Raw genomic sequence first — 20,781 nt, 5'->3', positions numbered from 1 at the left:
CGGACCGGTGACAGAGAAACGCATGAAACTGGTGCTGGTGACCCCTGAAATCCCCGGCAATACCGGCACCATCGGGCGCACCTGCGTGGCGCTGGATCTGGAGCTGATCCTGATCCGACCTTACGGGTTTTCCATCGACGACAAGGCCGTGCGCCGGGCCGGGCTGGATTACTGGAAACATGTGAGGCTGAGCGAATATGACAGCTGGCAGGCGTTCCTGGATGACCGTGCCCCGCCACGCGACAGCCTGTTCTTCTTCGAAGAGCATGGCGCATCCAGCGTCTATGACCCCGACTATCCCGAAGACGCCTATCTGATCTTCGGGCGCGAAACCAAGGGGCTGCAAGCCGAGATATTGACCGGCATGGAAGATCGCATTTTCCACCTGCCGATGCGCAGCCCGCATATCCGGTCATTGAACCTCGCCAATGCGGCGACGGCGGTGGTCTATCAGGCGTTGCGCGGGCAATTCACCCGTTAAGAAACGATTAACCCCTGTGACGGGCTGCCGCGAAGCAGCCAGACCTTTCCCCGAAACAGCCGCAAAGAACCACAATCCGATCAAGGCCTTGCCCCATCACTGCGCCACGCTGGCCCGGTAGTGACCTAGAACGGGTATGAGTAAATGGTTTCGAAGCGTTCCGACGGGTTCGCTGCGCGCGAAAGCGGGGCAGCAACCTTTGACTGGGTGATTCTGGCTGTGGGTGTGTTTGGCCTCGGGCTGGCGGTCTACTCGGTCTTCACCGCCGATCTGGACGAGCGGCCACCGGCCCCGCAAACTGCAATCGAGCGATCCGCGCCGGAGATCGCGCCGCTCTATCCCTATTTCGACGAGGTCTGGCGGCGGGATCAGGCCGCCTATTATGCCGAAGCGGGGGATGACGCGCTTCTGGCGGCCTATGCGGCGCAGTATGCCATGGCCCTTGGCGAAGTGAATGCGCGGATCGGGGCCGATTTCCTGATGATCATCGAAGAAGAGATGACGCGGCGCGGCCTGGCCGTGCCCGATGGCAACCTGCGTGCCGCCGAGATTCGGGCCCGGTTCATGGACGCGGCGTCCCCGCCATGAAAACAGCGTGATTCCTTCATGACCGCGCCCAACCGTGCGGTTAGGAAGGTCTGGACTACCCTGGGGGGTAGCTCTGCCCCGGGGGTCGTGTCGCAAGGCGCGGCCCCTTTTTCCTGCGCATGGCTCGGTCATTGATCCCGATCAAGGCCTAGGCGCGGAAAGGCGCGCTTGTTAGGCTGGTGTCACAGGAGGATCTCCCATGCCGACCATCACCAAGGGCGCCGCCCTACAGACCGTCATCACCACATTCGAGACCACGCCGGGCACCTGCCAGGATCTGCTGGACGCGCTGACCGCTGCCTATTCGGAGTTCATCTCTCACCAGCCCGGTTTCATCGCGGCGGGGCTGCATGTGAATGACGCGCAGACGCGCGTGGCCAACTATTCCCAGTGGACGCGGCGAGAGGATTTTCAGGCGATGCTGCGCAGCGACGAGATGCGCAAGAGGAACCGCGCCATCAACGAGCTGTGCAAGAGCTTCGAGCCGGTGATGTATGACGTGGCGGAGAGCTTCAATTGAGCGAGGGCGACGAGGCGCTCAGCACCGAATTGCGGCAGTTGCGCGAAGAAGTTGCGGTAATCAATCGGCACCGGTTGTTCACCTCGCAAAGCACGGTGGGGCGGATGCTGGCGCTGAGTTTCGGACGCGGGCTGGCCTTCGGGCTTGGCTCGGTCATCGGCGCGTCTTTTCTTGTGTCGGCGGTGGTCTATTCGCTTAGCCAGGTGGATTTCATCCCGGTGATCGGCGAATGGGCCGCTCGAATCGCCGATGAGATCACCGCCGGACGCTGAGCCGGGGCTTGCGCCCGGGCGGGTGCGCGCGTAGCCTCATATTCAAATCATTGCATTTGAAATGGAGATCGCCCATGCGCCCCGGTTTGCTTCCCGCCCTGATCATCGGATTGACCCTTTCCGCCCCGGCACTGGCACAGGATGCCGTTGGGATCACCCCGGATGTGATGTCCGTCACGGTGGAAACCGCATCCGGCCCGCGCGAGATTACCCGCATTCAGGACACGGACCACGTGATCGAGGAGGAGTGGGGCCGCACCTCTCGCCCCTGTCCGAATTTCTGCGTCCAGCCGATGATTCCGGCGCCCGGCGTCAGCCCGATTGGCGAACTGGAGCTGCTGGAGGCATTGCAGGACTCCGATGTGACCGTGGTCGACAGCCGTACGCCGGATTGGTTCCAGGCGGGCACCATCCCCGGTGCGGTCAACATGCCCTACACGGAAATGGTGGACCGGCTTGGGGAACTGGGCTGCGAGATCGACTTTGACGGGTGGGATTGCGAGGGCGCGCGCGACGTGGCGCTCTTTTGCAACGGGCCGTGGTGCGGCCAGTCGCCGACCGCCATCCGCCGCATGATCGAGGCAGGCTACCCGGCAGAACGCATCCACTATTACCGCCCCGGAATGCAGGGCTGGCGGATGTTGGGGCTGACGGTCGCGGGTGGCTGAATCCGACGGAAATCGTCAGGATGCCCGTTGTTTCGGGCGGGTTTGTTCCTATCTGAATGGGGACATCAACCCGCCGGAGGAGACCCGCGCCCATGCAATGCCCGATTGACGGAACCGCCCTTGTGATCACCGAACGCAGCGGGGTCGAGATCGATTATTGCCCCACCTGCCGAGGCGTCTGGCTGGACCGAGGCGAGTTGGACAAGATCATCGAGCGCAGCGCCCTGGTCGATAATCGTGAAGGCCATTGGCGCGAAGCTCCGGCGCGTGGCAGCCGCAGCGACCGCGACAGTGGCGACCGGCGCAAGAAGAAGGACGGCATCGGGTCGTTCCTGGGCGATATCTTCGACTTCTGATGAAACGGGCGGCAGACAGCCGCCCTTTTCTTTGCCACACTCCCGGCAAACCATACGGGAGGTGACATGACCGATCTGCCCATCGTCGGCGCGCAGTTGAGCGTGCTCGATCTCGACAAACACCGCGACTGGCTGTTCGAGAAGAACCGTGACCTGGAACTGCCGGAATTCTGCCTGGCCGATATTCTGGCCAATGCGCAGCCATTCATCGACATGGCCAAGGCCAAGCTGGACGGCTGGACCGGGCGGCTTGGCATTCACGGGCCCTTTGGCGGGTTCGAGCTGGACGTGAAAGACAAGGACATTCGTGCAGTGGTGCAGACACGGCTGGATCAGGCACTGGATGTCTGCGCCGCCCTGAACGCACGGCAGATGGTCATTCACTCGCCCTATGACGGGTGGGATGCCTGTAATCTGGACAATGGCCCCAAGGACCGGGAACGCCGGGTGTCCGCCGTGCTGGATACGCTGAAGCCCGCCATTGCACGGGCTGAGGATCTGGGCGTCGAGATGGTGATGGAGAACATCAAGGACACCGATCCGCGCGACCGGGCCGAGGTGATCGCGGCGGCGGACACGCCCGCGCTGCGCCTCTCGGTCGATACCGGCCACGCCCACTGGGCGCATTGGGTTTGCGGTGCGCCACCGGCGGATCGGTATATCGCGGCAGCGGGCGAAAGCCTCGGGCATGTGCATTTGCAGGATACCGACGGCTATGCGGACCGGCATTGGCCCATTGGGCGCGGCAATATCGTGTGGGAGGCGGTGTTTCAGGCGCTGCGCAACATCAAATCCGCCCCGCATCTGATCGTCGAGATCAACGATTTCGACCGGGTGGAGGAAAGCGTCGCGCATCTGGAGGCGCTTGGGCTGGCGCAATAGGTGGCATGACCCGCGCACAGACCGGTGCGCGGGCCTGCGGTCTTATTCGAAACTCACCAGCAGGATCTCGATATCGCCGGGATCGGCATTGGGGCACATCTGACGGCCGTTATTGGTGATCGCAACGGATTCAGACCGGCCGCCCGATAGCATCGCGGTCGCATCGGTCGCGGTTTCATTGCCGCGCAGGGTGACGCAGACGCGCGCGGTATTGCCATCGAGGATCACGGCCCAGGTGGACCGGTCCGGCCCGACGCGGGCGAGGCGGCGGTTGTCAGTGCTGATCGTGCCGCCGCTGGCATTGAGCTGAGTGATCGCGATTCGCAGGTTTCGCGGATGGTTCGGGTTGGAAAACGTGGCGATGAACTGGTCGGCCAGAGCGGCGGGGGCCGACAGAAGAAGGGCAAGGGCGGCAAGTTTGATGCGCATGATAACCTCGTCAATTAACTCGTGTGCAGGCCCGGCGGCAGGTCCGGGCCCGATGGAATCGACCGGCATGGGGCCGAGTCGTTACAGAAATACTAACGCAAGCTCCTCATATGTGTGACTGTCAATTCAGATAGACCGATAGGGCCGCCATAGCGGCCAGCGGGGTCAGGGCCATGGCCATGCCCAGATGCTGGTGGGCGCGGGAATGGGCAAGCGCAAGCGCCGGCACGAGCAGAGCCGACAGCGCCAAGCCTGCCACCAGGGCCATCCACAGCGGCAAAGGCTGTCCGGCCATCACGACGGCGAAGCGATGCGAGACAAGCACCGCCACGGCCAGCAAAACGGCCTGCAGCGCGGAGAGCGCATAGATAATCCGGCGCATCATCTGGCTGTAGCAGGGCAGGGGGGCGGAGGGATCGGCTTGCATGGTCATGGCTCGGTCAGTCCGTCAGGGTGCAGAGGATGATTTCACGTGTGTCGCAGCTGGCATCGAGGCAGGTGATGCTGTCCACACTCAGCGGATCGGCGGGATACTGGCCCGCGTGAAACACGGCGCTGTGACAGGCGGGGGCGTCCTGGGCCAGCGCGGCGGGCAGGTGGATGGGTGCGGATGTGGGGGCGTCCAGCATCGGGCCAGCCGTGTGGGCAATGGCAGGACCGGTCAGGCCCAGATTGAGGGCGGTGCAGAAGAGGCTGGCGATCCGGCGCATGGTTGGCTTCCCTTGGTTCCTGACCATGGGTCGCGGCAGCGGGCGCGCCGGTTCAATTTTCGTCTACACCGAGGGGCTAGTGGTACAGGCGCGAAAGATCTGCACCTCTGGCGCGGCCCCGGTCAGGTCGATCCGGGCGAAACCCTGCCCGGAAAAGGCGGTGGCGGTCCGGTTGAATTCCAGCCCGTCGAGCACGTTGCCGAAGCCTTGGTCGGTAACCGTCAGGCTGTGACCCGTTTCGTCCCGTTCGTGCCGGGTGGTTGTAATGATGTTGGGCCGGGACCCGTCGAACTGGAGGCCGAAGACAGGCGCATCGGGCCATGGCGCGGGCGTGGTCACGGTGATGGAATAGAGCGGCCCGTGAGGGTCATAGGTGAGCTGGACATCGGCGGCGGGATCGGAATTGCGGAGGGTGCAGACCCGCCCCTCGCTGCCCGCCTGCCAGGCATGGGCGGGAGAGGTGAGAAGGGCAAGGAGGATCAGGGCACGCATGGCGGGATGGTAGCAGGGTTTGCGGGCGGCGGGAACGGCCCCTTCGGACTGGTGGGTTGCCCGCCTCGGTCCGTCGGGAACGCCCGGCGTCCGGGGCCTCTGTTCCACGCTGCGATCCGCCGCGGCCCCGGTTTCCGTTTCGCCGCAAGGCTGCAAAGACTGCGATGGCAAGACCCGGTGCCCCCGGATTTCCGGGCTAGCCCGACCCTCTGGCCTCTGCTAGGTCGAGGCCGAACCATGACCGGACACCGATCGGGAGGGCCTGTTTTGTCGCCAAAGGATCACTCAAGATCCAGCCTCGAACTGCTGGAGCCGATCTTTTCCGTCGATCTGACGGCGACCGTGATCGGCGGCATGGCCAAGACCGGCACCACCCTGCCGCTGACCCTGCTGGACGGCCACCCCGATCTGGTGACCTTCCCGGAGGAGCTGCGCTTTTTCCACATGAAGGCCGACAGGCGGGATGCAGCCCGTGCGGCCCGCAAGTTCCTGGACAATGAAAACACCCGGCGGCTGGCCAGCGGCAAGACCGATTACAGCTTGACCGATTATACAGCGCATGGCGGCACCGGATTTGGCAGCATGGATTATTCCATGTTCGACTGGGACCTGTTCGAACGGCTTATCGTCGATGGGTTTGCCGCCCATTCGGTGCCCCTGTCCCGGTTTCGGGTCGTGATCGCGGCCTATCTGCTGGCCATGGGCCGGGCGATCCCGGACGGGCGGCTCCACTTCGTCTGCAAGGCCCCGCATAATGAACGGTTCGCGCGAAAATGGCGCCGGATGCTTGGCCCGCGGGGGCGGTTCATTCAATGCACCCGCGACCCAATGGAGCATTACCTGTCGCTTGTGAATGTCGCCCGGATGTATGACCACACGCCGCAATCCGCGGGGGCCTTTGCGCGCACTGTCCGGAAGCGGCTGCGCCTGTGGGCGATTTACCCGGCGGATCAGTTGTTCGTTCTGGATTATGACAGGCTGACGGCGGATACCGAGGCGGTGATGCACCAGTTGGCGGAGTTCATCGGCGTCCCCTTTCATGCGTCTATGCTGGAGCCGACGAAGAACGGTCAGCCGTGGCTTGGAAACTCCTCGCGCGGGGTGGTGAAAGACCGCGTGTTTCGCAACAGCGCCATCGCGCGGGACCAGTTGTCGGCAGAGGATCAGCGTTGCATCGAACGCAGGTTGCACCGGTTCATGGCGCGCATGGGATATGCGTTGTCCGCCCCGGTTGGCCCGATGGAAGAGGCCCGCGATGCCCTTCGCTGGTTCGGAGAATTCCTGCGCAACAGGCGGGCCCGATAGGCAAGAGTTCCTATGCGTGCGGCTCCGGGGGGATCGGGTGTGTTGCCCTGAAGGCAGAGGTCACCGTCTGAGGGGCTCTTTCCCGCGCCCCTTGCCGCGACCGCACCGGGCTGTTGCTGAGCATGCAGGACGCGTCTTGTGATTGGCAGACCGGCAATGGCTTTGCGGGCGGGTTGCCAGAGGTGCGGGGAAGGGCTTTCGAAAGCCCTTTTTACGCGGTTTCGAAACCGCGTCGCCACCCACCTTGAAACGCGTCACGCGGGTTTGCTTCCGTTCGCGAGGCTTCACGAGAGGGACGAGGCGTTCGCCCGCGCCAAGTCCTGCGACCGCGTCAGTTTGCATCAGGATACGCAGGACGCGCCAGCCGAGGGATCACCGAAGGGCGTATTGTGTCAACGAACCTGACAACGAATGAATTCTTCTTCTTTCCGGACGCATCAGGCGACCGTTCAGGTTCGCGTGGCAAGTACATCGGCAATCATAAGCACTCGTCCGTGTCTGACGTGAGGCGTGGCCGTTTGACTTTTATCGCCAGTGGGTTGCAGGGTTGTCACATTGAGCAAAGAGGGGTGCGAGTTTGGCTGAAATTCAGGTGAGACTGGCCACAGATCCAAGTGATTATGAGGCTGCACGAAGGCTTTGCGAAGAATGGTTGGATTGGCATTGGAGGCACTACCCGACGGATTGGCCGAGAGGTGCCGATCATCCGATGGATCCTGCCGGGTTCAAGGCGATTCTTACGGACCTGCCCGAATTGCATAAACGGCCTGAGGGCGGCGTTTTGATCGCTTGGTTGGACGGGGAACCTGCCGGGTGCGTCATGTACCGAAAGGCAGGGCCGTGCGTCGCTGAGTTCAATCGAATGTTTGTCAGTGAAACGGGCAGAGGCAACGGGCTTGGCGGCAAGTTGTTGAGCCGATTGTTCGAACAACTGGTCGCCGACCGATACGAGAGCGTGTTCTTTTCGTCAGCGACATTTCTTAATCATGCGAGGATCATGTACGAAAATGCTGGCTTCGTCCCGATGCCTCATCCGCAAGGCTTTCCCGACCTATGGCGTGACAAGGTCTATTTCATGGAACGCTCTCTCGTATAACTCCGTCCGTCACAATCCTCGACTGTCAGAGTGCAAAGGTGAGCGCGTGTCGACGGATTATATGAACACCTGGCTGAACTGCCGTGCTATCGCTTACCGATCCTGCTCATGCGCGTAGCGCAGTTTGGCGATTTCTTCGTTCTTGGCGATCTTGTTTTGCAGGTCCAGCGCGTCCTCGACGAAGGTCAGGTGGACATTCACGGCCTCGCGCGCGGCATCGGGGTCACGGGCCTGGATGGCGTCGTTGATGGCGCGGTGGTGTTCCAGCAGGATATCGCGGGTGTTGCGCTGCTTGAACATGACCTGACGGTTGTAGAACACGCCCTCTTTCAGCAGGTCGAACATCGAGCGCATCATGTGCAGCATGATCACGTTGTGGCTGGCCTCGATGATGGCGAGGTGAAACTGCGCATCCAATTCGGCCTCGTCCGACGGGTTCCGCTTGGAATGGACCTGTTCCATCTTGTGAAAGATCGTGTCGATGACCTTCAGGTCGGTATCGGTGCCCGCCTCGGCGGCGCGGGCGGCGGCGACGCCCTCCAGATCGCGGCGAAAGCCGATATAATCCAGCACCGCCTGATCATGGGACGCGAAGAGGCGGATCAGGGCGGGAGAGAAGGCGCTGCCCAGAACATCGGCCACATAGATGCCAGCCCCGGCACGGGTCGCCAGCAGGCCACGGTCCTGCAATTCGGCAATCGCCTCGCGCAGACTGGGGCGCGACACGCCAAGCCGTTCCGACAGTTCCCGCTCCGATGGCAGGCGTTCACCGGGGCGCAGAATACCCCGCAGGATCAGCTGCTCGATCTGGCGAACAACGGACTGCGACAGTTTTTCTGCGTCGATGCGTTGGAATGGCATGGCGGACCTCCCTCTGATTGGTCAGGTTAAATGACCAGATCGAGGGAAGTCCAGAAAAAGCGTAGGCTTAGCTGGTCGGGCGAATGATGATCTCGACCCGGCGGTTCTGCTGCCGGCCCTCGGGTGTCAGGTTCGTCGCCACCGGCTCGTTCTCACCCCGGCCAAAGCTGCGCACGCGGGCCGGATCAACGCCCTGTTCCAGAAGCACCCCGGCCACCGCGCTGGCGCGGCGGGCGGAAAGATCCTGGTTATACTCGGCGGACCCGGTGTTGTCGGTATGGCCGATCACGTCCACGGTCGAGGCCGGGTATTGCTGAAGGTTGCGGGCCATGGCGCGCAGATCGGCCTGAAGGCCCGCCCGGATCGCGGCGCTGTCGGTGTCAAAGAGGATACCGTCGGGCATGGTGACCATCAGGTGATCGCCCCGGTTGTCGATGACGATATTGTCATTGGCCATCGAGGCACGAAGGTCGGCGGCCTGCTGATCCAGCGAATAGCCGATTGCCCCACCGACAGCCGCCCCTGCCGCAGCGCCGAGCACGGCATTGCGGCCCCGGTTGTCATCATCCGCCGCCGCCCCGAGAAAGGCCCCCAGCATCCCGCCGATAATGGCGCCGTCACGGGTGCGGTTCTGGTTCGGATCCTGAAGATAGGCCGGTTCACAGGCGGCAAGGCCGATGGCCGATATCAGGCTGATCGAAAGAATACGGAAGGGGGTGTTCATGGTGCTGCCTTTCCCAATAGTCCTGGACCCGGTCTGATGCGGGGTTTCGCCGGACTATAGCAGCGGATTTCCGCTCCGGTAGCGATAAACTGCGGTCAGGCGGAAACCCGCGCAGGTGGGGCCGCTTCCGCGTGATGAGATCTGCAGGCCAGATGGCAGCAATCGCAGGTTGTTTTTCCCTGTGGTGGCCCTACCGTGGATCACAGCGAACGGGGGGCCTTCATGACCGATTTTCTGCTTCTGGCTTTCATCTTCCTTATTGCGGGCGTTGTTGCCGTGCCGATTGCCTCGCGGCTCGGGCTCGGGTCGGTTCTGGGTTACCTGATCGCGGGCATCGTCATCAGCCCTGTCCTGAGCCTGCTGCATGTGGATGTGATCTCGATCCAGCATTTTGCGGAATTTGGCGTTGTGATGATGCTGTTCCTCGTGGGGCTGGAGTTGGAGCCGAAGAACCTCTGGTCCATGCGCGCGCAGCTTCTGGGGCTTGGCGGCGGGCAGGTCGGGCTGACGGCGGCGGCGGTTATGGTCGTGGCATTGGCCTTTGGCCAGCCCTGGACGGTGGCGCTGGCAATCGGGTTGGTTTTCGCGCTGTCCTCGACGGCGATTGTCCTGCAAACCCTGAACGAAAAGGGGCTGATGCGATCCGATGGCGGGCAATCCTCTTTCGCGGTGCTGCTGACGCAGGATATCGCGGTTATCCCGATGCTGGCCTTCATCCCGCTTCTGGCCATGCCGGAACTGATCGAGGCACTGAGCCACGGCGCTGGCCATGGGGCAGAGGATGGCCATGGGCCGGGCCTCAGTCTCGTTGACGGGCTGTCCGGCTGGCAAACGGCGCTTGTGACGCTTGGGGCGATCGGGGCCGTGGTGGTGGGCGGCAACTACCTGACCACCCCAATCTTCCGCTTCATCTCGGTCGCCAATCTGAGGGAGCTGTTCACGGCAACCGCCCTGATGATGGTCATCGGCATCGCGCTTCTGATGTCGCTGGTCGGGTTGTCACCGGCGCTTGGTACGTTTCTGGCGGGGGTGGTTCTGGCCAATTCGCCCTACCGGCACGAGCTTGAAAGCGATATCGACCCGTTCCGGGGGCTGCTGCTTGGCCTCTTCTTCATGACCGTGGGGGCAGGGATCAACTTCGCCCTGCTGGCGGAGAATCTTGGCACCACGGTCGCCCTGACGCTTGGCCTGATGGCGCTGAAAGTGGCTGTGCTGCTGGTTCTGGCGGCGGTCTTCAAGCTGCGCGGTGCGGACAAATGGCTCTTCGCGCTCGGGCTGGCGCAGGCCGGCGAGTTCGGCTTTGTCCTCCTGTCCTTCACCGTGGCCAACGCCGTCATTCCCGGGCCGCTGGCCGATCAGCTGTTGCTTGTCGTGGCGCTGTCGATGCTCCTGACCCCGGCGCTCTTCATCCTCTACGATAGGGTGATCCGCCCCCGCTATACGCTGGAGGCCGAGCGCGAGGCCGATGAGATGCCCGAAGGATCGAATGTCATCATCGCGGGCGCGGGCCGGATCGGCGGGCTCGTGGACCGGATCGCGCGGGCGGCGGGGTATCAGACAACGGTGATAGACTATTCGTCCCGCAGGCTCGACATCATGGCCCGCTTCGGCGCGCGGATTTTCTATGGCGATGCGACCCGGCCCGACCTGCTGCACGCGGCAGGGATTGCCGAGGCCAAGGTGATGGTGGTGGCGATTGATGACCGCGAGGGGATCACCCAGATCGTCCATCACGTCACCTCCACCTATCCCAATGTCCACGTGATCGCGCGGGCCACCGATCGGGACCACGTCTATGACCTCTGGCAACATGGCTGCCGCGATATCATCCGCGAAACCTATGACAGCAGCCTGCGCATGGGCCGCTCGATGATCGAGGCGTTCGGGACCGACCGCGACCGGTCCGAAGCGATGATTGCGGCGTTCAATGCCCAGGATCGGGAGGCGATGATCCGTGTCGCTGACGTCCACAGGCTGGACGTGCCCCCGCATGAAAACGAGGCGTATATCGCCCGTGTAGCCGAGTTCCGGGAGGAGTTCGAAGAAGCGTTGAAGGCTGAAATGGCACGGATCAGAGAGAGCGGATAGCACAAGGGGGTTTCGTTTTGAGGGGTTCGCGCTATGGTTGTGTTCGGGAGGATAGCAGATGCTCAGCTTCGACACAGCGACAGCCAAGGTGCTCGAAACCGCCTATCAGGGGGCCGATGTCACCAGACGGCGAAGGGCCATCTTCGACGACCTCGCGCCGGTTGGCGGGGACCACGTGCTTGATCTGGGTTGTGGAAATGGGCTGCTGACACAGGAACTGGCGCGGGCCGTCGGCCCGGAGGGGCATGTGACAGGTCTGGACCCGAGCGAAGACATGCGTGCCCTTGCGCTCAGCCGCTGCTCCGATCACCAGAACGTCACCTTCCGGGATGGCGCAGCGGAAAGCCTGCCCTTCGGGGACGAAAGCTTTGACAAGGCCGTGTCGGTTCAGGTCTTCGAATATCTCAGCGATCTGCCCGGCGTATCTGCCGAGCTGCTTCGCGTTCTGCGACCGGGCGGGAAGCTGGTGGTTGGCGATGCGCATTGGGACATGCTGGCCTGGTACAGCGACCAGCCAGAGCGCATGGCACGGATGCAGGAGATCTGGGACCGTCACCTGGCGGACCGGATCGTCCCGGCGCGGCTGCCTGCCATCCTGACCGATGTGGGATACAGTGTGGAAACGGTGCGGCCCATCACGTTCACGGATACCACCCTGCGCCCGGACGGGCTGGCGAACATGATGATCATCCTGATGACGAACTATGCGATCCAGACAGAACCCGGCGCCGAAGATATGGCCAAAGCCTGGGCCGAGGAGCAGCGAAAGCTGGCCGCCGAGGGGCGGTTCTTCTTTGCAATGACCTATTTCTCGATCGCCGCCCGCAAGCCAGACACCTAGGCGCTTTCGCGCGCGTCTTCTTCTGCCGCTTCCCAGGCCAGCATCGCGCGTTTCACCGGCAGGCCCCAGTGATAGCCGCCAAGCCCGCCCGATTTGCGAAGCGCGCGGTGGCAGGGGATCAGCCAGCTGATCGGGTTGCGCCCCACAGCGGTGCCCACGGCGCGCACGGCCTTGGGGTTGCCCACGGCGCCCGCGATCTCGGAATAGGTGGTGACATGGCCCGACGGGATGCGCAGCAGCGCCTCCCACACCTTGATCTGGAAGGGCGCCCCGATGAGGTAGAGCCGCGCCTCGCCTCCTGCCGCGCCAAAGGCGGCATCGGCCCAGGGTTTCAGGGCCATCGGGTCCTCGGTGAACCGGGCGTTCGGCCAACGCGACAGCATATCCTCCATCGCCGCCTCTGGTCCCGTTTCGGCAGCGAAGGCAATGCCGCAGATGCCCTTGTCGGTGCCCATGATGAGCGCCGGGCCGAAGGGGCTTTCATACCAGCCCCAGAAGATCTCCAGCCCTTCACCCCCACGGGCGTAATCGCCGGGGCTCATCGCCTCCCAGGTCACGAAGAGATCGTGCAGACGGCCAGAGCCCGACAGCCCCACCTCATCTGCCGTAGCGAGCGTCGTGAACCGGTCGCGCAGCAGGTGCCTTGCGTGATCGAGAGTCAGGTATTGCTGGTAACGCTTGGGGCTGACGCCGACCCACCTCGAAAACACCCGTTGCAGATGGGCGGGGCTCATCCCGAGGCCCTTCGCCAGATCGTCCAGCGAGGGCCCGGGGGCAGGGGCCGCGTCGATCACGTCGAGCGCGCGGCGGATCACGTTGAAATGGTAGGCGCTGTCGTCGGGTGGGGTCATCTGGGTCATCTCCTGCCCCAAGATGTAATCCGCCCCGCCCATCCCCGCGACCCGTTTCTTGCGCATATTCCTGCGCTGGCCCCGGCCTCTCCTACTTTGATGCGCGACAGAAGGAATAGGACTTGCTAGCATCGCTCAGTTTCACATTTCCAGGACGCACACATGCGCGACGAGTTTTTCGGATCGCCCGCTCAGCAGGGGCTTCAACGCCGTGCCGCCGCGATGTGGACGCTGCTTGGCGATGATCCCGCCTATTGCTGCCATGGCCGGGCCGTCGGCGTGACCGATCCGTCGCCGGACTCTCTTGCGCAACAGATTTCGCTGGCGCGTCTCCAGGGGGTCTCGTCCTGTGAAGGTGTTTCAGAGGGGGAGGTTGCCGCGCGCCGCGACGCGCTGCAGGCTGCAGGGCTCTCGCTCGACGAGTATGTCAGTTGGGCAGGCGGGATAGGAGCCATTCAGGCCGCGCGCGAGGTGCTGGCCAGCCGGTCCCTGCCTGCGGGCCTGACCGTCGGCCAGGTCGATGCCGACACCCCCGCCGAGGTGATGGCGCAGCTCGACAGGGTCACGGCCTCCTGCGAGGTTCTGCTACCCATGGGCCAGTTTCTGCGCGGCTTGGCCCGTCCGGCGGCCTGCGTCTACGCGCAGACGGACGCGGGTGAGGTCGTCGCCACCTCCGCCGCCGTGGCACAGTTTCATCCCGACAGCTGCCGGGGGCGAGAGTTCTGGTGGGGGATGCTGGCGACGGATGATCGTCATCGCGGTCAGGGGCTTGCGCTGGTGCTCGGGGCGGAATCGATGCTGAGGATTGTGGACGGGCACGGGATGACCGGCTTCTTTACCGGGATCAGGGAAGGGAATGCCCCGTCCGAAAGGCTCTGTACCAAGCTTGGGCTTGAGGCCACGGACCGGACGATTATCATTTCCATTGCCCCCGAGGTCTTCGCGGCGGGCAGCGTCACGAAGTGAAGATCCGGTGTAGCATCAGGAGGAACCCAATCATGTCTCAGCCCCGCGTGGCCGCCTTTTGTGCTCAGATTCTCCTGGCGTGCTCTGCCGTTCCGGCCTCTGCCTGCGTGATCCCCCTGCCGGACTGTTCGCTGGAAGATGGCGGTATCGCCTTTCTCAACGGATTCAATGCCGGGGCCGTCCATTTTACAGAGCAACGCGTCGTTGACGGGCAGACCGAGGCCAGATCGCTCCTTGTCGAATGCACCAGCCGCCAGGGGATCGCCATTGACGAACCCTATAGCTGGGAAGGTCCGTACTACGATGCCTATGACCGGATGATCGACGCATTGTATTCCGAACAAGCGGTCACGCTGCGCGACCTCGCCCGCGAGATCCGCGCGCTCGGGATAGAGGTGGACCGGATCACCCTGCCTGCGGGCCATTGCGGCTGCGACCTGCCCGATATGCCGCCGCCGGAGTTCCATTGCCCAGAGTTCTGAGGGTGCTGGACCAATTCTCCGCGCTGGCCATGGTGAGCATGCCATGCAAGGATTGCCGTCGAGGCCCGGACGATAGGGAATGTGCATTTTGGCTCAGAACAAAAATTTCGACATCACCCCTACGGCTGCCGCCGACTATCAGAACAAGGCCGTTCCGGCGATGTTCGAACCGCTCGCACGCGCGACAATGGCAAGGATAGACTTGCCTGATGGGGCGCATGTGATCGACATCGCCTGCGGGACGGGTGTGGCAGCACGCATCATCGCCGAACACTTGCCAGGCGCGGGGCGGATCGTTGGAACGGATATCAGCGAGGCCATGGTCCAGGTGGCGAAGCAGTCTGAACCATCCGGCACCCGCCATGAGTTTACCTGGTTTGCGGCGGATGTTGTGGATCTGCCCTGCGATCCGCAGTCCTTTGATATCGCTTTCGTTCAACAGGGACTGCAGTTCTTCCCAGACAAGCCTGCGGCCCTTGCCGAAATCGCACGCGTGTTGAAGCCGGGCGGGCTGGTCTACATCACCTGTTGGGCAGAGATATCGCCCTTCAACGGGTCAATCGCAGACGCGCTGGAGGCCGCCGGCGCGGCAGATGCAGCGGGGAAGGCGCGGGCCCCTTTTTCGTTCAGGGACGGAGATATGATTGCGGCCCTGCTGGACGAGGCGGGTTTCGTCGTGGAACGGCGGGACACGGTCGAACTCTTTCGCCGGTTCGACCATCCCAGGGATCAGGTCATGTCCCTGCCAGCGGGCAAGGATATTACTGCCATGGGCGAGAAACGGGCCGATATCGTCTTTGCTGATATTGAACACCGCCTGTCCCCATACCTGAGCGATGAGGGATATGCAGTTCCTCAGAAAGCCCACCTGTTTGCGGCAAGGCGTCTTTGAAGGGCTTTACCCTTCTGATCATGGCGGGCATTAAGCGTTCATGGCCAAGCAACTGCCCTATCACACGATCCACGAGATCTTCTCCCGTTTTCAGGCCGCCGAGCCGGAACCGAAGGGGGAGCTGAACCACACCAACGCCTATACGCTGGTGGTGGCGGTGGCGCTGTCTGCGCAGGCGACGGATGTGGGGGTGAACAAGGCCACGGCCAAGCTTTTCGAGATCGCGGATACGCCGCAGAAAATGCTGGACCTGGGCGAAGAGGGGTTGATCGAGCATATCAAGACCATCGGCCTTTACCGCAACAAGGCCAAGAACGTGATGAAGCTGAGCCGCATTCTGGTGGAGGAATACGGCGGAGTCGTCCCTTCCTCGCGCGCCGCACTGGTCAGCCTGCCCGGCGTGGGGCGCAAGACCGCGAACGTGGTGCTGAACATGTGGTGGCGATATCCGGCGCAGGCGGTGGATACCCACATTTTCCGGGTCGGCAATCGGTCCGGCATCTGTCCCGGCAAGGATGTGGACGCGGTGGAACGCGCCATCGAGGACAATATCCCGGTGGAATTCCAGCAGCACGCCCATCACTGGCTGATCCTGCACGGCCGCTATAAATGCAAGGCGCGCAAACCCGGCTGCGCGACCTGCCTGATCAATGACCTTTGCGCCTACGAGGACAAAACCGAATGAGCAAAACCTACGACGTGGTCGGCATCGGCAACGCGATTGTCGACGTGATTTCCCACGGCAATGACGATTTTCTGGCTAATATGGGCATCACCAAGGGCATCATGCAGCTGATCGAACGGGAACGGGCGGAACTGCTCTATTCCGCGATGCGTGACCGGGTTCAGGCCCCCGGCGGGTCGGTTGGCAATACGCTGGCGGGGATCGGCACGCTTGGGCTGGAAACAGCCTTCGTGGGCCGGGTCAAGAACGACCCGCTTGGCCAGTTCTATGCCGAACAGATGGTCGAGGAGGGCACCGCCTTCCCGAACCCGCCCACGGATGACGACCCGCTGCCGACCTCGCGCTCGATGATCTTCGTCAGCCCCGATGGTGAGCGGTCGATGAACACCTATCTGGGCGCAGGGGCGGAGTTTTCCTCTGATGACGTTGACCCCGAGGTAATGGAAAACACCCGTTACCTGTTCCTCGAAGGCTACCTCTTCGACAAGGACAAGGGCAAAACCGCCTTCCGCGCCGCCGCTGCCGCCTGCCGCCATGCGGGCGGGCAGGCCGGGCTGACCCTGTCCGATCCGTTCTGCGTGGACCGGCACCGGCAAAGCTTCAAGCAGTTGATCGAGGACGAGATGGATTTCGTATTCGGCAACGAGGAAGAGTGGCTGTCGCTTTACGAAACCAAGGACCTCGCCATCGCCTTGCAGGAGGCCGCGATGGTCTGCCCGCTGGTGGTGTGCACCCGGTCTGGCCATCCGGTGGTGATCCGGGCCGATGATCAGGAAATCCACGTGCCGGTGACCGAGGTGACGCCCGTGGACGCCACCGGCGCGGGCGATCAGTTCGCCGCCGGGTTCATCTATGGGCTGGCCACCGGGCAGGACCTGAAGGTCTGTGGTCAGATGGGCGTTGCCGCCGCCGCCGAAGTGATCGGCCATATCGGCCCCCGTCCCAAACGCCCGCTGAAGGTCGTGTTCGCGGAACAGGGGCTGATCTGAGCCCGCTCAGGTGGTGCTGTCCACCATCTCGAAATCATGGGTCACCTCGGCGGTCTTGGCCATCATGGCCGAGGCCGAACAGTATTTCTCCACCGAAAGCTGAATGGCGCGCTCGACCTTTGCCGGGTTCACGCCCCGGCCCGTCACGATGAAATGCATATGGATGCGGGTGAAGACGGCGGGGGTGCCTTCGGCGCGGTCGGCATCCAGTTCGACCACCACATCCTCAATAGGTTCGCGCCCTTTTTCGAGGATCGAGACCACGTCATAGGCCGAACAGCCCCCCGTCCCGATCAGCACCAGTTCCATCGGGCTGGGGCCAGGGGTGGTGCCGTCCTCTTCCTTGGTGCCGAAGACGACATTATGGCCGGTTCCGGATTTGCCGATGAAGGTCCGGTTCTCGGCCCATTTGACGCGTGCTTTCATGGATGCGATCCCGTGATCTGATTTTACTCGGGCCTCTATGCAGCAGATTGGCATGGGATTGAAGCCATGCTTTCCGGGCGTCATTGCCGTGGACTTTGCCTTACGCCATCGCCGTTTTCAGCCGCTCCAGCGCGTCCTTGGGCCAGACCTCGTCAAAGGAGTAAAATTCCTCGAAGGCAGGAATGTCCGGGTTGAGTGGCACCCAGGCCTGTTTGCTCTCGGTAAAGATCTGCACGTCTGGCGGGCACCGATCGGGGTCGTCCAGTGTGCCGACGCGGACGTATCTGAGTCGGCCAAGCCGGACCAGGTAGCTGCTAAAAACCGCCACACCGCAATCGCGGCACCGGGTGACGACCTGACCCTTGCCGCTTGGCGTCGGCAGTTCGTGTTCCGTAACCGGCCCCTCGACCGAAACCCGGTCAGCCTCGATGATCGCGTTCAGAACATAGGCGGCCCCGGTCTGGCGCTGACATTCACGGCAATGGCAGCAATGCACAAACATCGGTGCGCTCACCATCCGATAGCTGACCGCACCGCAACCACATCTTCCGTCCAGCATGTGCCTTCCCCCTGTCGCCTTGAATGTCAGCGACATTATCACAGATCCGGGGTTGTGTCCGGGAAGGGGGTTGAGCCAAGCTCAATCACCCAGTTTCGCGTGCACCTCGTCCATGTCGATCTCACCAACGGGCATCTTGTTCCCCGGATTTTCGAAATCGTATTTGAAGAGCTGGAAGTCGCGCTTGTAAATCTCATAGACCAGATGCATCGACAGATCGTCGAAGTAATCCTCCACCGGATGCGCGCGCTTCGGCCCATGGCCTTCGGATTCGTTGAACCGAGGCACGTCGGACAGCACCACGTCATGCTTCATCTCGATATTGTCCAGAACGCTCTGCATCCCGTCGTTGAACTTCTCGGTCCAGAAGATGTTGTCGTAGCGCCCGCCGTTGACGATGAAGGTCGAGATATGGCCCGACATGGCCGACCAGTGAATGTCCGGGTCCATCGGGCGGCGCCAGCGGATGGTGTCGCGGGCAAACAGCAGGAAGCGGCGGAAGCTGGCGATCTGGTCGAAATCGTCCTTGCCGTCATCGCCGCCCACTTCGATTCCGTATTTCTGGATCAGAAGCGGCACGAGGTTGCCGCGATAGCGTTTGCCGTTCCTCTGAATGCCGCAGATCTTGTCGAAAAAGCTGCTGAGGATGCGGGTGTAGGGGTTGCGCACGCAGGTGAAGGCATAGGAGCTATGCCCGCGCACATTGGCTTCGATCACCGGCTGTGACGCGTCGAAGGCCCATTTGTGCATGCCGTCCTTGGCATCGTGAATATCGCCATCAAAAAACTGACCGTTGTCCGAATAATACATGATCTGCCCGATGGTTGAGCAGGCACATTTCGGAACCACCCGATAGACGACGCTTTCGCTCTCTGTCATCCAGGTCCCAGGGAAACCCATACTGCCTTTCCTCCGACGGTTTTTTGCCCGAACCACGGATTGATCGGGCTTTTATGAAACTCTAGGCTGTCTTTACCTGCTATCAACTAGTAATGGCACAACAATAAGGAAAGTTTGAGGCGTCTGTTTCGCACATGGCAAAAATTGCCTTCATCTTGTTGTGTCACAAAGACCCTGAGGCGATCATCCTGCAGGCGCGTCGTCTGACGGCGGCGGGGGACTGTATTTCCATCCATTTCGACGCCCGCGCCGGGGCCGACAGCTATGCCCGCATCCGCGAGGCGCTGGATCAGAACCCATCCGTCACTTTCGCCAAACGCCGGGTCAAATGCGGGTGGGGGGAATGGTCGCTGGTTCAGGCGACGCTGAACGCGGTGCAGGCGGCGGTGGAGGCGTTCCCGGACGCAACCCATTTCTACATGCTGTCGGGCGACTGCAACTCGATCAAATCGGCGGCCTATGCCCATGATTTCCTCGACCGCCACGACAAGGACTATATCGAAAGCTTCGATTTCTTTACCTCGGGCTGGATCAAGACCGGCATGCGGGGCGAAAGGCTGGTCTATCGCCATCTGGTCAATGAGCGGAAACACAAGCGCCTGTTCTACTGGCTGATGGACATGCAAAAGCGGCTGCGCCTTGAACGGGCAATCCCGGACGATGTGCAGATCATGATCGGTAGCCAATGGTGGTGTCTGCGCCGCGCGACGATCGAGAAAATCCTGCAATTCTGCAAGGACCGCCCCGATGTGATCCGCTTTTTCCGCACCACCTGGATCCCGGATGAGACCTTCTTCCAGACCCTTGTGAACCATGTGGTTGCGGTGCGGGAAATCGAGACGCGCACGCTGACCTTCCTGATGTTCACCGATTACGGGATGCCGGTCACGTTCTACAACGACCATTTCGACCTGCTGCTGTCCCAGGACTTCCTGTTCGCCCGCAAGATCAGCCCGGAATCGACCGAATTGAAGGAACGGTTGGGGGAGCTTTGGGCCTCTGACCGGCGCGATTTCGCGATCTCGGACGAGGGCAAGAAGCTTTTTGAATTCCTGTCGGGCCGGGGCCGTATCGGGCGCCGCTTCGCGCCGCGCTTTTGGGAAAGCGAAAGCACGCTTGGGCAGGATCGCGAATTGCTGATGCTCGTCTGCAAGAAATGGCATGTCGCCAAGCGTCTTCTGACCGCTGCGAAACGGGTTACCCGCACCCGCGGGCTGGAATACATGTTCGACGAAGCCAGCTGCGAGATCCCGCATCTGGGCGGGCTGGAACGCACGCTGGACAAACGCAACCGTCACCGCCGCGCGGTGATGAAGCTTCTGTTCGATTATTACGAGGTGGACCGGCTGATGATCTGCCTCGACCCTAACAATGTCGACCTGATGCGCGATTTCATGTCGGACAAGTCGAACAACCGGATTCTCGAAGTCCAGTGCACCTTTGACGACGACTACCTGATTGGACACGCGCATCGCGTCGGCTTGGCCCGCGAGGAAACCCCGCCAGAGGTGGTGGAACATCTGCTGCCCACGCTGCGCCATGAATTCGACTATGAAGGCGTGCGCATCCGCGAAGCCGGTTTCGGCAACCATTTCCGCATCCATCAGGATCGCAGCCCCGAGGACAATGCCGCCGTTCTGGCGGAGTTCTTCAACCTGGACATGGACGCCGCCCGAGAAATCGCCAATACCCCCTATCTGTTTGACGACTGAGGAACA

28 protein-coding genes and 1 pseudogene are annotated in these 20,781 nt (G+C 62.3%); 18 read left to right on the top strand and 11 right to left on the bottom strand.

Annotated elements, in window-relative coordinates:
• Window positions 1-7: 7 nt before the first annotated feature.
• The 7 genes from ACOOEX_RS15655 (at window position 8) to ACOOEX_RS15625 (ending at window position 3,767) form a co-directional block, all read left to right on the top strand.
• Window positions 8-481, top strand: a complete 474-nt coding sequence (locus ACOOEX_RS15655; protein ID WP_420395704.1) for a tRNA (cytidine(34)-2'-O)-methyltransferase — start codon at window positions 8-10, stop codon at window positions 479-481.
• Between the two features lie 144 nt (window positions 482-625).
• Entirely contained in the window at window positions 626-1,069 is a 444-nt protein-coding gene (locus ACOOEX_RS15650) for a hypothetical protein (protein WP_420395703.1), read from the top strand.
• 199 nt (window positions 1,070-1,268) lie between these two features.
• The gene (locus tag ACOOEX_RS15645; protein WP_420395702.1) at window positions 1,269-1,589 is read left to right on the top strand and encodes an antibiotic biosynthesis monooxygenase family protein; all 321 of its coding nucleotides are present in this window, start codon (window positions 1,269-1,271) and stop codon (window positions 1,587-1,589) included.
• The gene (locus ACOOEX_RS15640; protein ID WP_420395701.1) at window positions 1,586-1,861 is read left to right on the top strand and encodes a DUF5665 domain-containing protein; all 276 of its coding nucleotides are present in this window, start codon (window positions 1,586-1,588) and stop codon (window positions 1,859-1,861) included. The genes ACOOEX_RS15645 and ACOOEX_RS15640 overlap by 4 nt, the downstream gene beginning before the upstream one ends.
• Before the next feature lie 74 nt (window positions 1,862-1,935).
• On the top strand, window positions 1,936-2,529 hold the full coding sequence (locus ACOOEX_RS15635) for a rhodanese-like domain-containing protein (protein ID WP_420395700.1): 594 nt from the start codon (window positions 1,936-1,938) through the stop codon (window positions 2,527-2,529).
• Window positions 2,530-2,621: 92 nt separating this feature from the next.
• Entirely contained in the window at window positions 2,622-2,885 is a 264-nt protein-coding gene (locus ACOOEX_RS15630) for a zf-TFIIB domain-containing protein (RefSeq protein WP_420395699.1), read from the top strand.
• A gap of 66 nt (window positions 2,886-2,951) precedes the next feature.
• Entirely contained in the window at window positions 2,952-3,767 is an 816-nt protein-coding gene (locus ACOOEX_RS15625) for a sugar phosphate isomerase/epimerase family protein (protein WP_420395698.1), read from the top strand.
• Between the two features lie 42 nt (window positions 3,768-3,809).
• Here the strand turns inward: ACOOEX_RS15625 and ACOOEX_RS15620 are convergent, their stop codons facing one another.
• The 4 genes from ACOOEX_RS15620 to ACOOEX_RS15605 all read right to left on the bottom strand — a co-directional run bounded on the left by ACOOEX_RS15620 (window position 3,810) and on the right by ACOOEX_RS15605 (window position 5,506).
• Window positions 3,810-4,196 carry a hypothetical protein gene (locus ACOOEX_RS15620; protein WP_420395697.1) on the bottom strand — a complete coding sequence of 129 codons (387 nt, stop codon included), beginning with the start codon at window positions 4,194-4,196 and terminating at the stop codon, window positions 3,810-3,812.
• Between the two features lie 121 nt (window positions 4,197-4,317).
• Window positions 4,318-4,629, bottom strand: a complete 312-nt coding sequence (locus ACOOEX_RS15615) for a hypothetical protein (RefSeq protein ID WP_420395696.1) — start codon at window positions 4,627-4,629, stop codon at window positions 4,318-4,320.
• Window positions 4,630-4,636: 7 nt separating this feature from the next.
• Window positions 4,637-4,906, bottom strand: a complete 270-nt coding sequence (locus ACOOEX_RS15610) for a hypothetical protein (protein ID WP_420395695.1) — start codon at window positions 4,904-4,906, stop codon at window positions 4,637-4,639.
• A 63-nt stretch (window positions 4,907-4,969) separates the two neighbouring features.
• Window positions 4,970-5,506: a hypothetical protein gene (locus ACOOEX_RS15605; RefSeq protein ID WP_420395694.1), complete on the bottom strand. Its 537-nt coding sequence runs from the start codon at window positions 5,504-5,506 to the stop codon at window positions 4,970-4,972.
• Window positions 5,507-5,665: 159 nt separating this feature from the next.
• Between ACOOEX_RS15605 and ACOOEX_RS15600 the strand changes: the two genes are divergently transcribed.
• Window positions 5,666-6,703, top strand: a complete 1,038-nt coding sequence (locus ACOOEX_RS15600) for a sulfotransferase (RefSeq protein ID WP_420395693.1) — start codon at window positions 5,666-5,668, stop codon at window positions 6,701-6,703.
• 577 nt (window positions 6,704-7,280) lie between these two features.
• Window positions 7,281-7,799, top strand: coding sequence for a GNAT family N-acetyltransferase (locus ACOOEX_RS15595; protein ID WP_420395692.1), 519 nt, complete (start codon window positions 7,281-7,283; stop codon window positions 7,797-7,799).
• Between the two features lie 93 nt (window positions 7,800-7,892).
• Here the strand turns inward: ACOOEX_RS15595 and ACOOEX_RS15590 are convergent, their stop codons facing one another.
• Window positions 7,893-8,402 (bottom strand): FCD domain-containing protein, encoded by a 510-nt coding sequence (locus ACOOEX_RS15590; RefSeq protein WP_420398383.1) that lies wholly within the window; start codon window positions 8,400-8,402, stop codon window positions 7,893-7,895.
• Here ACOOEX_RS15590 and ACOOEX_RS15585 point away from each other — a divergent pair.
• On the top strand, window positions 8,401-8,445 hold the full coding sequence (locus ACOOEX_RS15585) for an LPKTxAVK-anchored surface protein (RefSeq protein WP_227434910.1): 45 nt from the start codon (window positions 8,401-8,403) through the stop codon (window positions 8,443-8,445). The two genes, ACOOEX_RS15590 and ACOOEX_RS15585, sit on opposite strands and share 2 nt — an antisense overlap.
• Window positions 8,446-8,498: 53 nt before the next feature.
• Here ACOOEX_RS15585 and ACOOEX_RS15580 read toward each other — a convergent pair.
• Together ACOOEX_RS15580 and ACOOEX_RS15575 are read right to left on the bottom strand one after the other, a co-directional pair.
• Window positions 8,499-8,660, bottom strand: a pseudogene (locus ACOOEX_RS15580) (FadR/GntR family transcriptional regulator); the annotation flags it as partial.
• Window positions 8,661-8,727: 67 nt separating this feature from the next.
• Entirely contained in the window at window positions 8,728-9,384 is a 657-nt protein-coding gene (locus ACOOEX_RS15575; protein ID WP_420395691.1) for an OmpA family protein, read from the bottom strand.
• Window positions 9,385-9,606: 222 nt separating this feature from the next.
• On the opposite strand from ACOOEX_RS15575, the gene ACOOEX_RS15570 reads away from it, so the two are divergent.
• Entirely contained in the window at window positions 9,607-11,472 is a 1,866-nt protein-coding gene (locus ACOOEX_RS15570) for a cation:proton antiporter (RefSeq protein ID WP_420395690.1), read from the top strand.
• 58 nt (window positions 11,473-11,530) lie between these two features.
• The gene (locus ACOOEX_RS15565; protein WP_420395689.1) at window positions 11,531-12,313 is read left to right on the top strand and encodes a methyltransferase domain-containing protein; all 783 of its coding nucleotides are present in this window, start codon (window positions 11,531-11,533) and stop codon (window positions 12,311-12,313) included.
• Here ACOOEX_RS15565 and ACOOEX_RS15560 read toward each other — a convergent pair.
• Window positions 12,310-13,173, bottom strand: coding sequence for a bifunctional helix-turn-helix domain-containing protein/methylated-DNA--[protein]-cysteine S-methyltransferase (locus tag ACOOEX_RS15560; RefSeq protein ID WP_420395688.1), 864 nt, complete (start codon window positions 13,171-13,173; stop codon window positions 12,310-12,312). The two genes, ACOOEX_RS15565 and ACOOEX_RS15560, sit on opposite strands and share 4 nt — an antisense overlap.
• Window positions 13,174-13,326: 153 nt before the next feature.
• Between ACOOEX_RS15560 and ACOOEX_RS15555 the strand changes: the two genes are divergently transcribed.
• From ACOOEX_RS15555 to ACOOEX_RS15535, 5 genes are all read left to right on the top strand, one after another.
• Window positions 13,327-14,130: a GNAT family N-acetyltransferase gene (locus ACOOEX_RS15555; RefSeq protein WP_420395687.1), complete on the top strand. Its 804-nt coding sequence runs from the start codon at window positions 13,327-13,329 to the stop codon at window positions 14,128-14,130.
• 32 nt (window positions 14,131-14,162) lie between these two features.
• Window positions 14,163-14,612 (top strand): hypothetical protein, encoded by a 450-nt coding sequence (locus ACOOEX_RS15550; protein WP_420395686.1) that lies wholly within the window; start codon window positions 14,163-14,165, stop codon window positions 14,610-14,612.
• Window positions 14,613-14,700: 88 nt separating this feature from the next.
• A complete protein-coding gene (locus ACOOEX_RS15545) occupies window positions 14,701-15,504 on the top strand; it encodes a methyltransferase domain-containing protein (protein WP_420395685.1) in 804 nt (267 codons plus the stop codon).
• A 40-nt stretch (window positions 15,505-15,544) separates the two neighbouring features.
• Complete coding sequence (nth, locus tag ACOOEX_RS15540; RefSeq protein ID WP_420395684.1) at window positions 15,545-16,189, top strand: endonuclease III; 645 nt, start codon at window positions 15,545-15,547, stop codon at window positions 16,187-16,189.
• The gene (locus ACOOEX_RS15535; RefSeq protein ID WP_420395683.1) at window positions 16,186-17,178 is read left to right on the top strand and encodes an adenosine kinase; all 993 of its coding nucleotides are present in this window, start codon (window positions 16,186-16,188) and stop codon (window positions 17,176-17,178) included. Before nth ends, ACOOEX_RS15535 begins: the two co-directional genes overlap by 4 nt.
• A 6-nt stretch (window positions 17,179-17,184) precedes the next feature.
• Here the strand turns inward: ACOOEX_RS15535 and ACOOEX_RS15530 are convergent, their stop codons facing one another.
• The 3 genes from ACOOEX_RS15530 to ACOOEX_RS15520 all read right to left on the bottom strand — a co-directional run bounded on the left by ACOOEX_RS15530 (window position 17,185) and on the right by ACOOEX_RS15520 (window position 19,063).
• Window positions 17,185-17,604, bottom strand: a complete 420-nt coding sequence (locus ACOOEX_RS15530; protein WP_420395682.1) for an OsmC family protein — start codon at window positions 17,602-17,604, stop codon at window positions 17,185-17,187.
• A gap of 100 nt (window positions 17,605-17,704) precedes the next feature.
• Window positions 17,705-18,163: a GFA family protein gene (locus ACOOEX_RS15525; RefSeq protein ID WP_420395681.1), complete on the bottom strand. Its 459-nt coding sequence runs from the start codon at window positions 18,161-18,163 to the stop codon at window positions 17,705-17,707.
• Between the two features lie 81 nt (window positions 18,164-18,244).
• The gene (locus ACOOEX_RS15520) at window positions 18,245-19,063 is read right to left on the bottom strand and encodes a sulfotransferase family protein (protein ID WP_420395680.1); all 819 of its coding nucleotides are present in this window, start codon (window positions 19,061-19,063) and stop codon (window positions 18,245-18,247) included.
• Window positions 19,064-19,197: 134 nt separating this feature from the next.
• On the opposite strand from ACOOEX_RS15520, the gene ACOOEX_RS15515 reads away from it, so the two are divergent.
• On the top strand, window positions 19,198-20,775 hold the full coding sequence (locus ACOOEX_RS15515) for a DUF5928 domain-containing protein (RefSeq protein WP_420395679.1): 1,578 nt from the start codon (window positions 19,198-19,200) through the stop codon (window positions 20,773-20,775).
• Window positions 20,776-20,781 lie beyond the last annotated feature (6 nt).

Origin of the sequence: Nioella sp. (genome assembly GCF_965215655.1) — a bacterium.
Lineage (GTDB): Bacteria > Pseudomonadota > Alphaproteobacteria > Rhodobacterales > Rhodobacteraceae > Nioella.
This window is presented reverse-complemented; position numbering and strand designations above follow the sequence as displayed.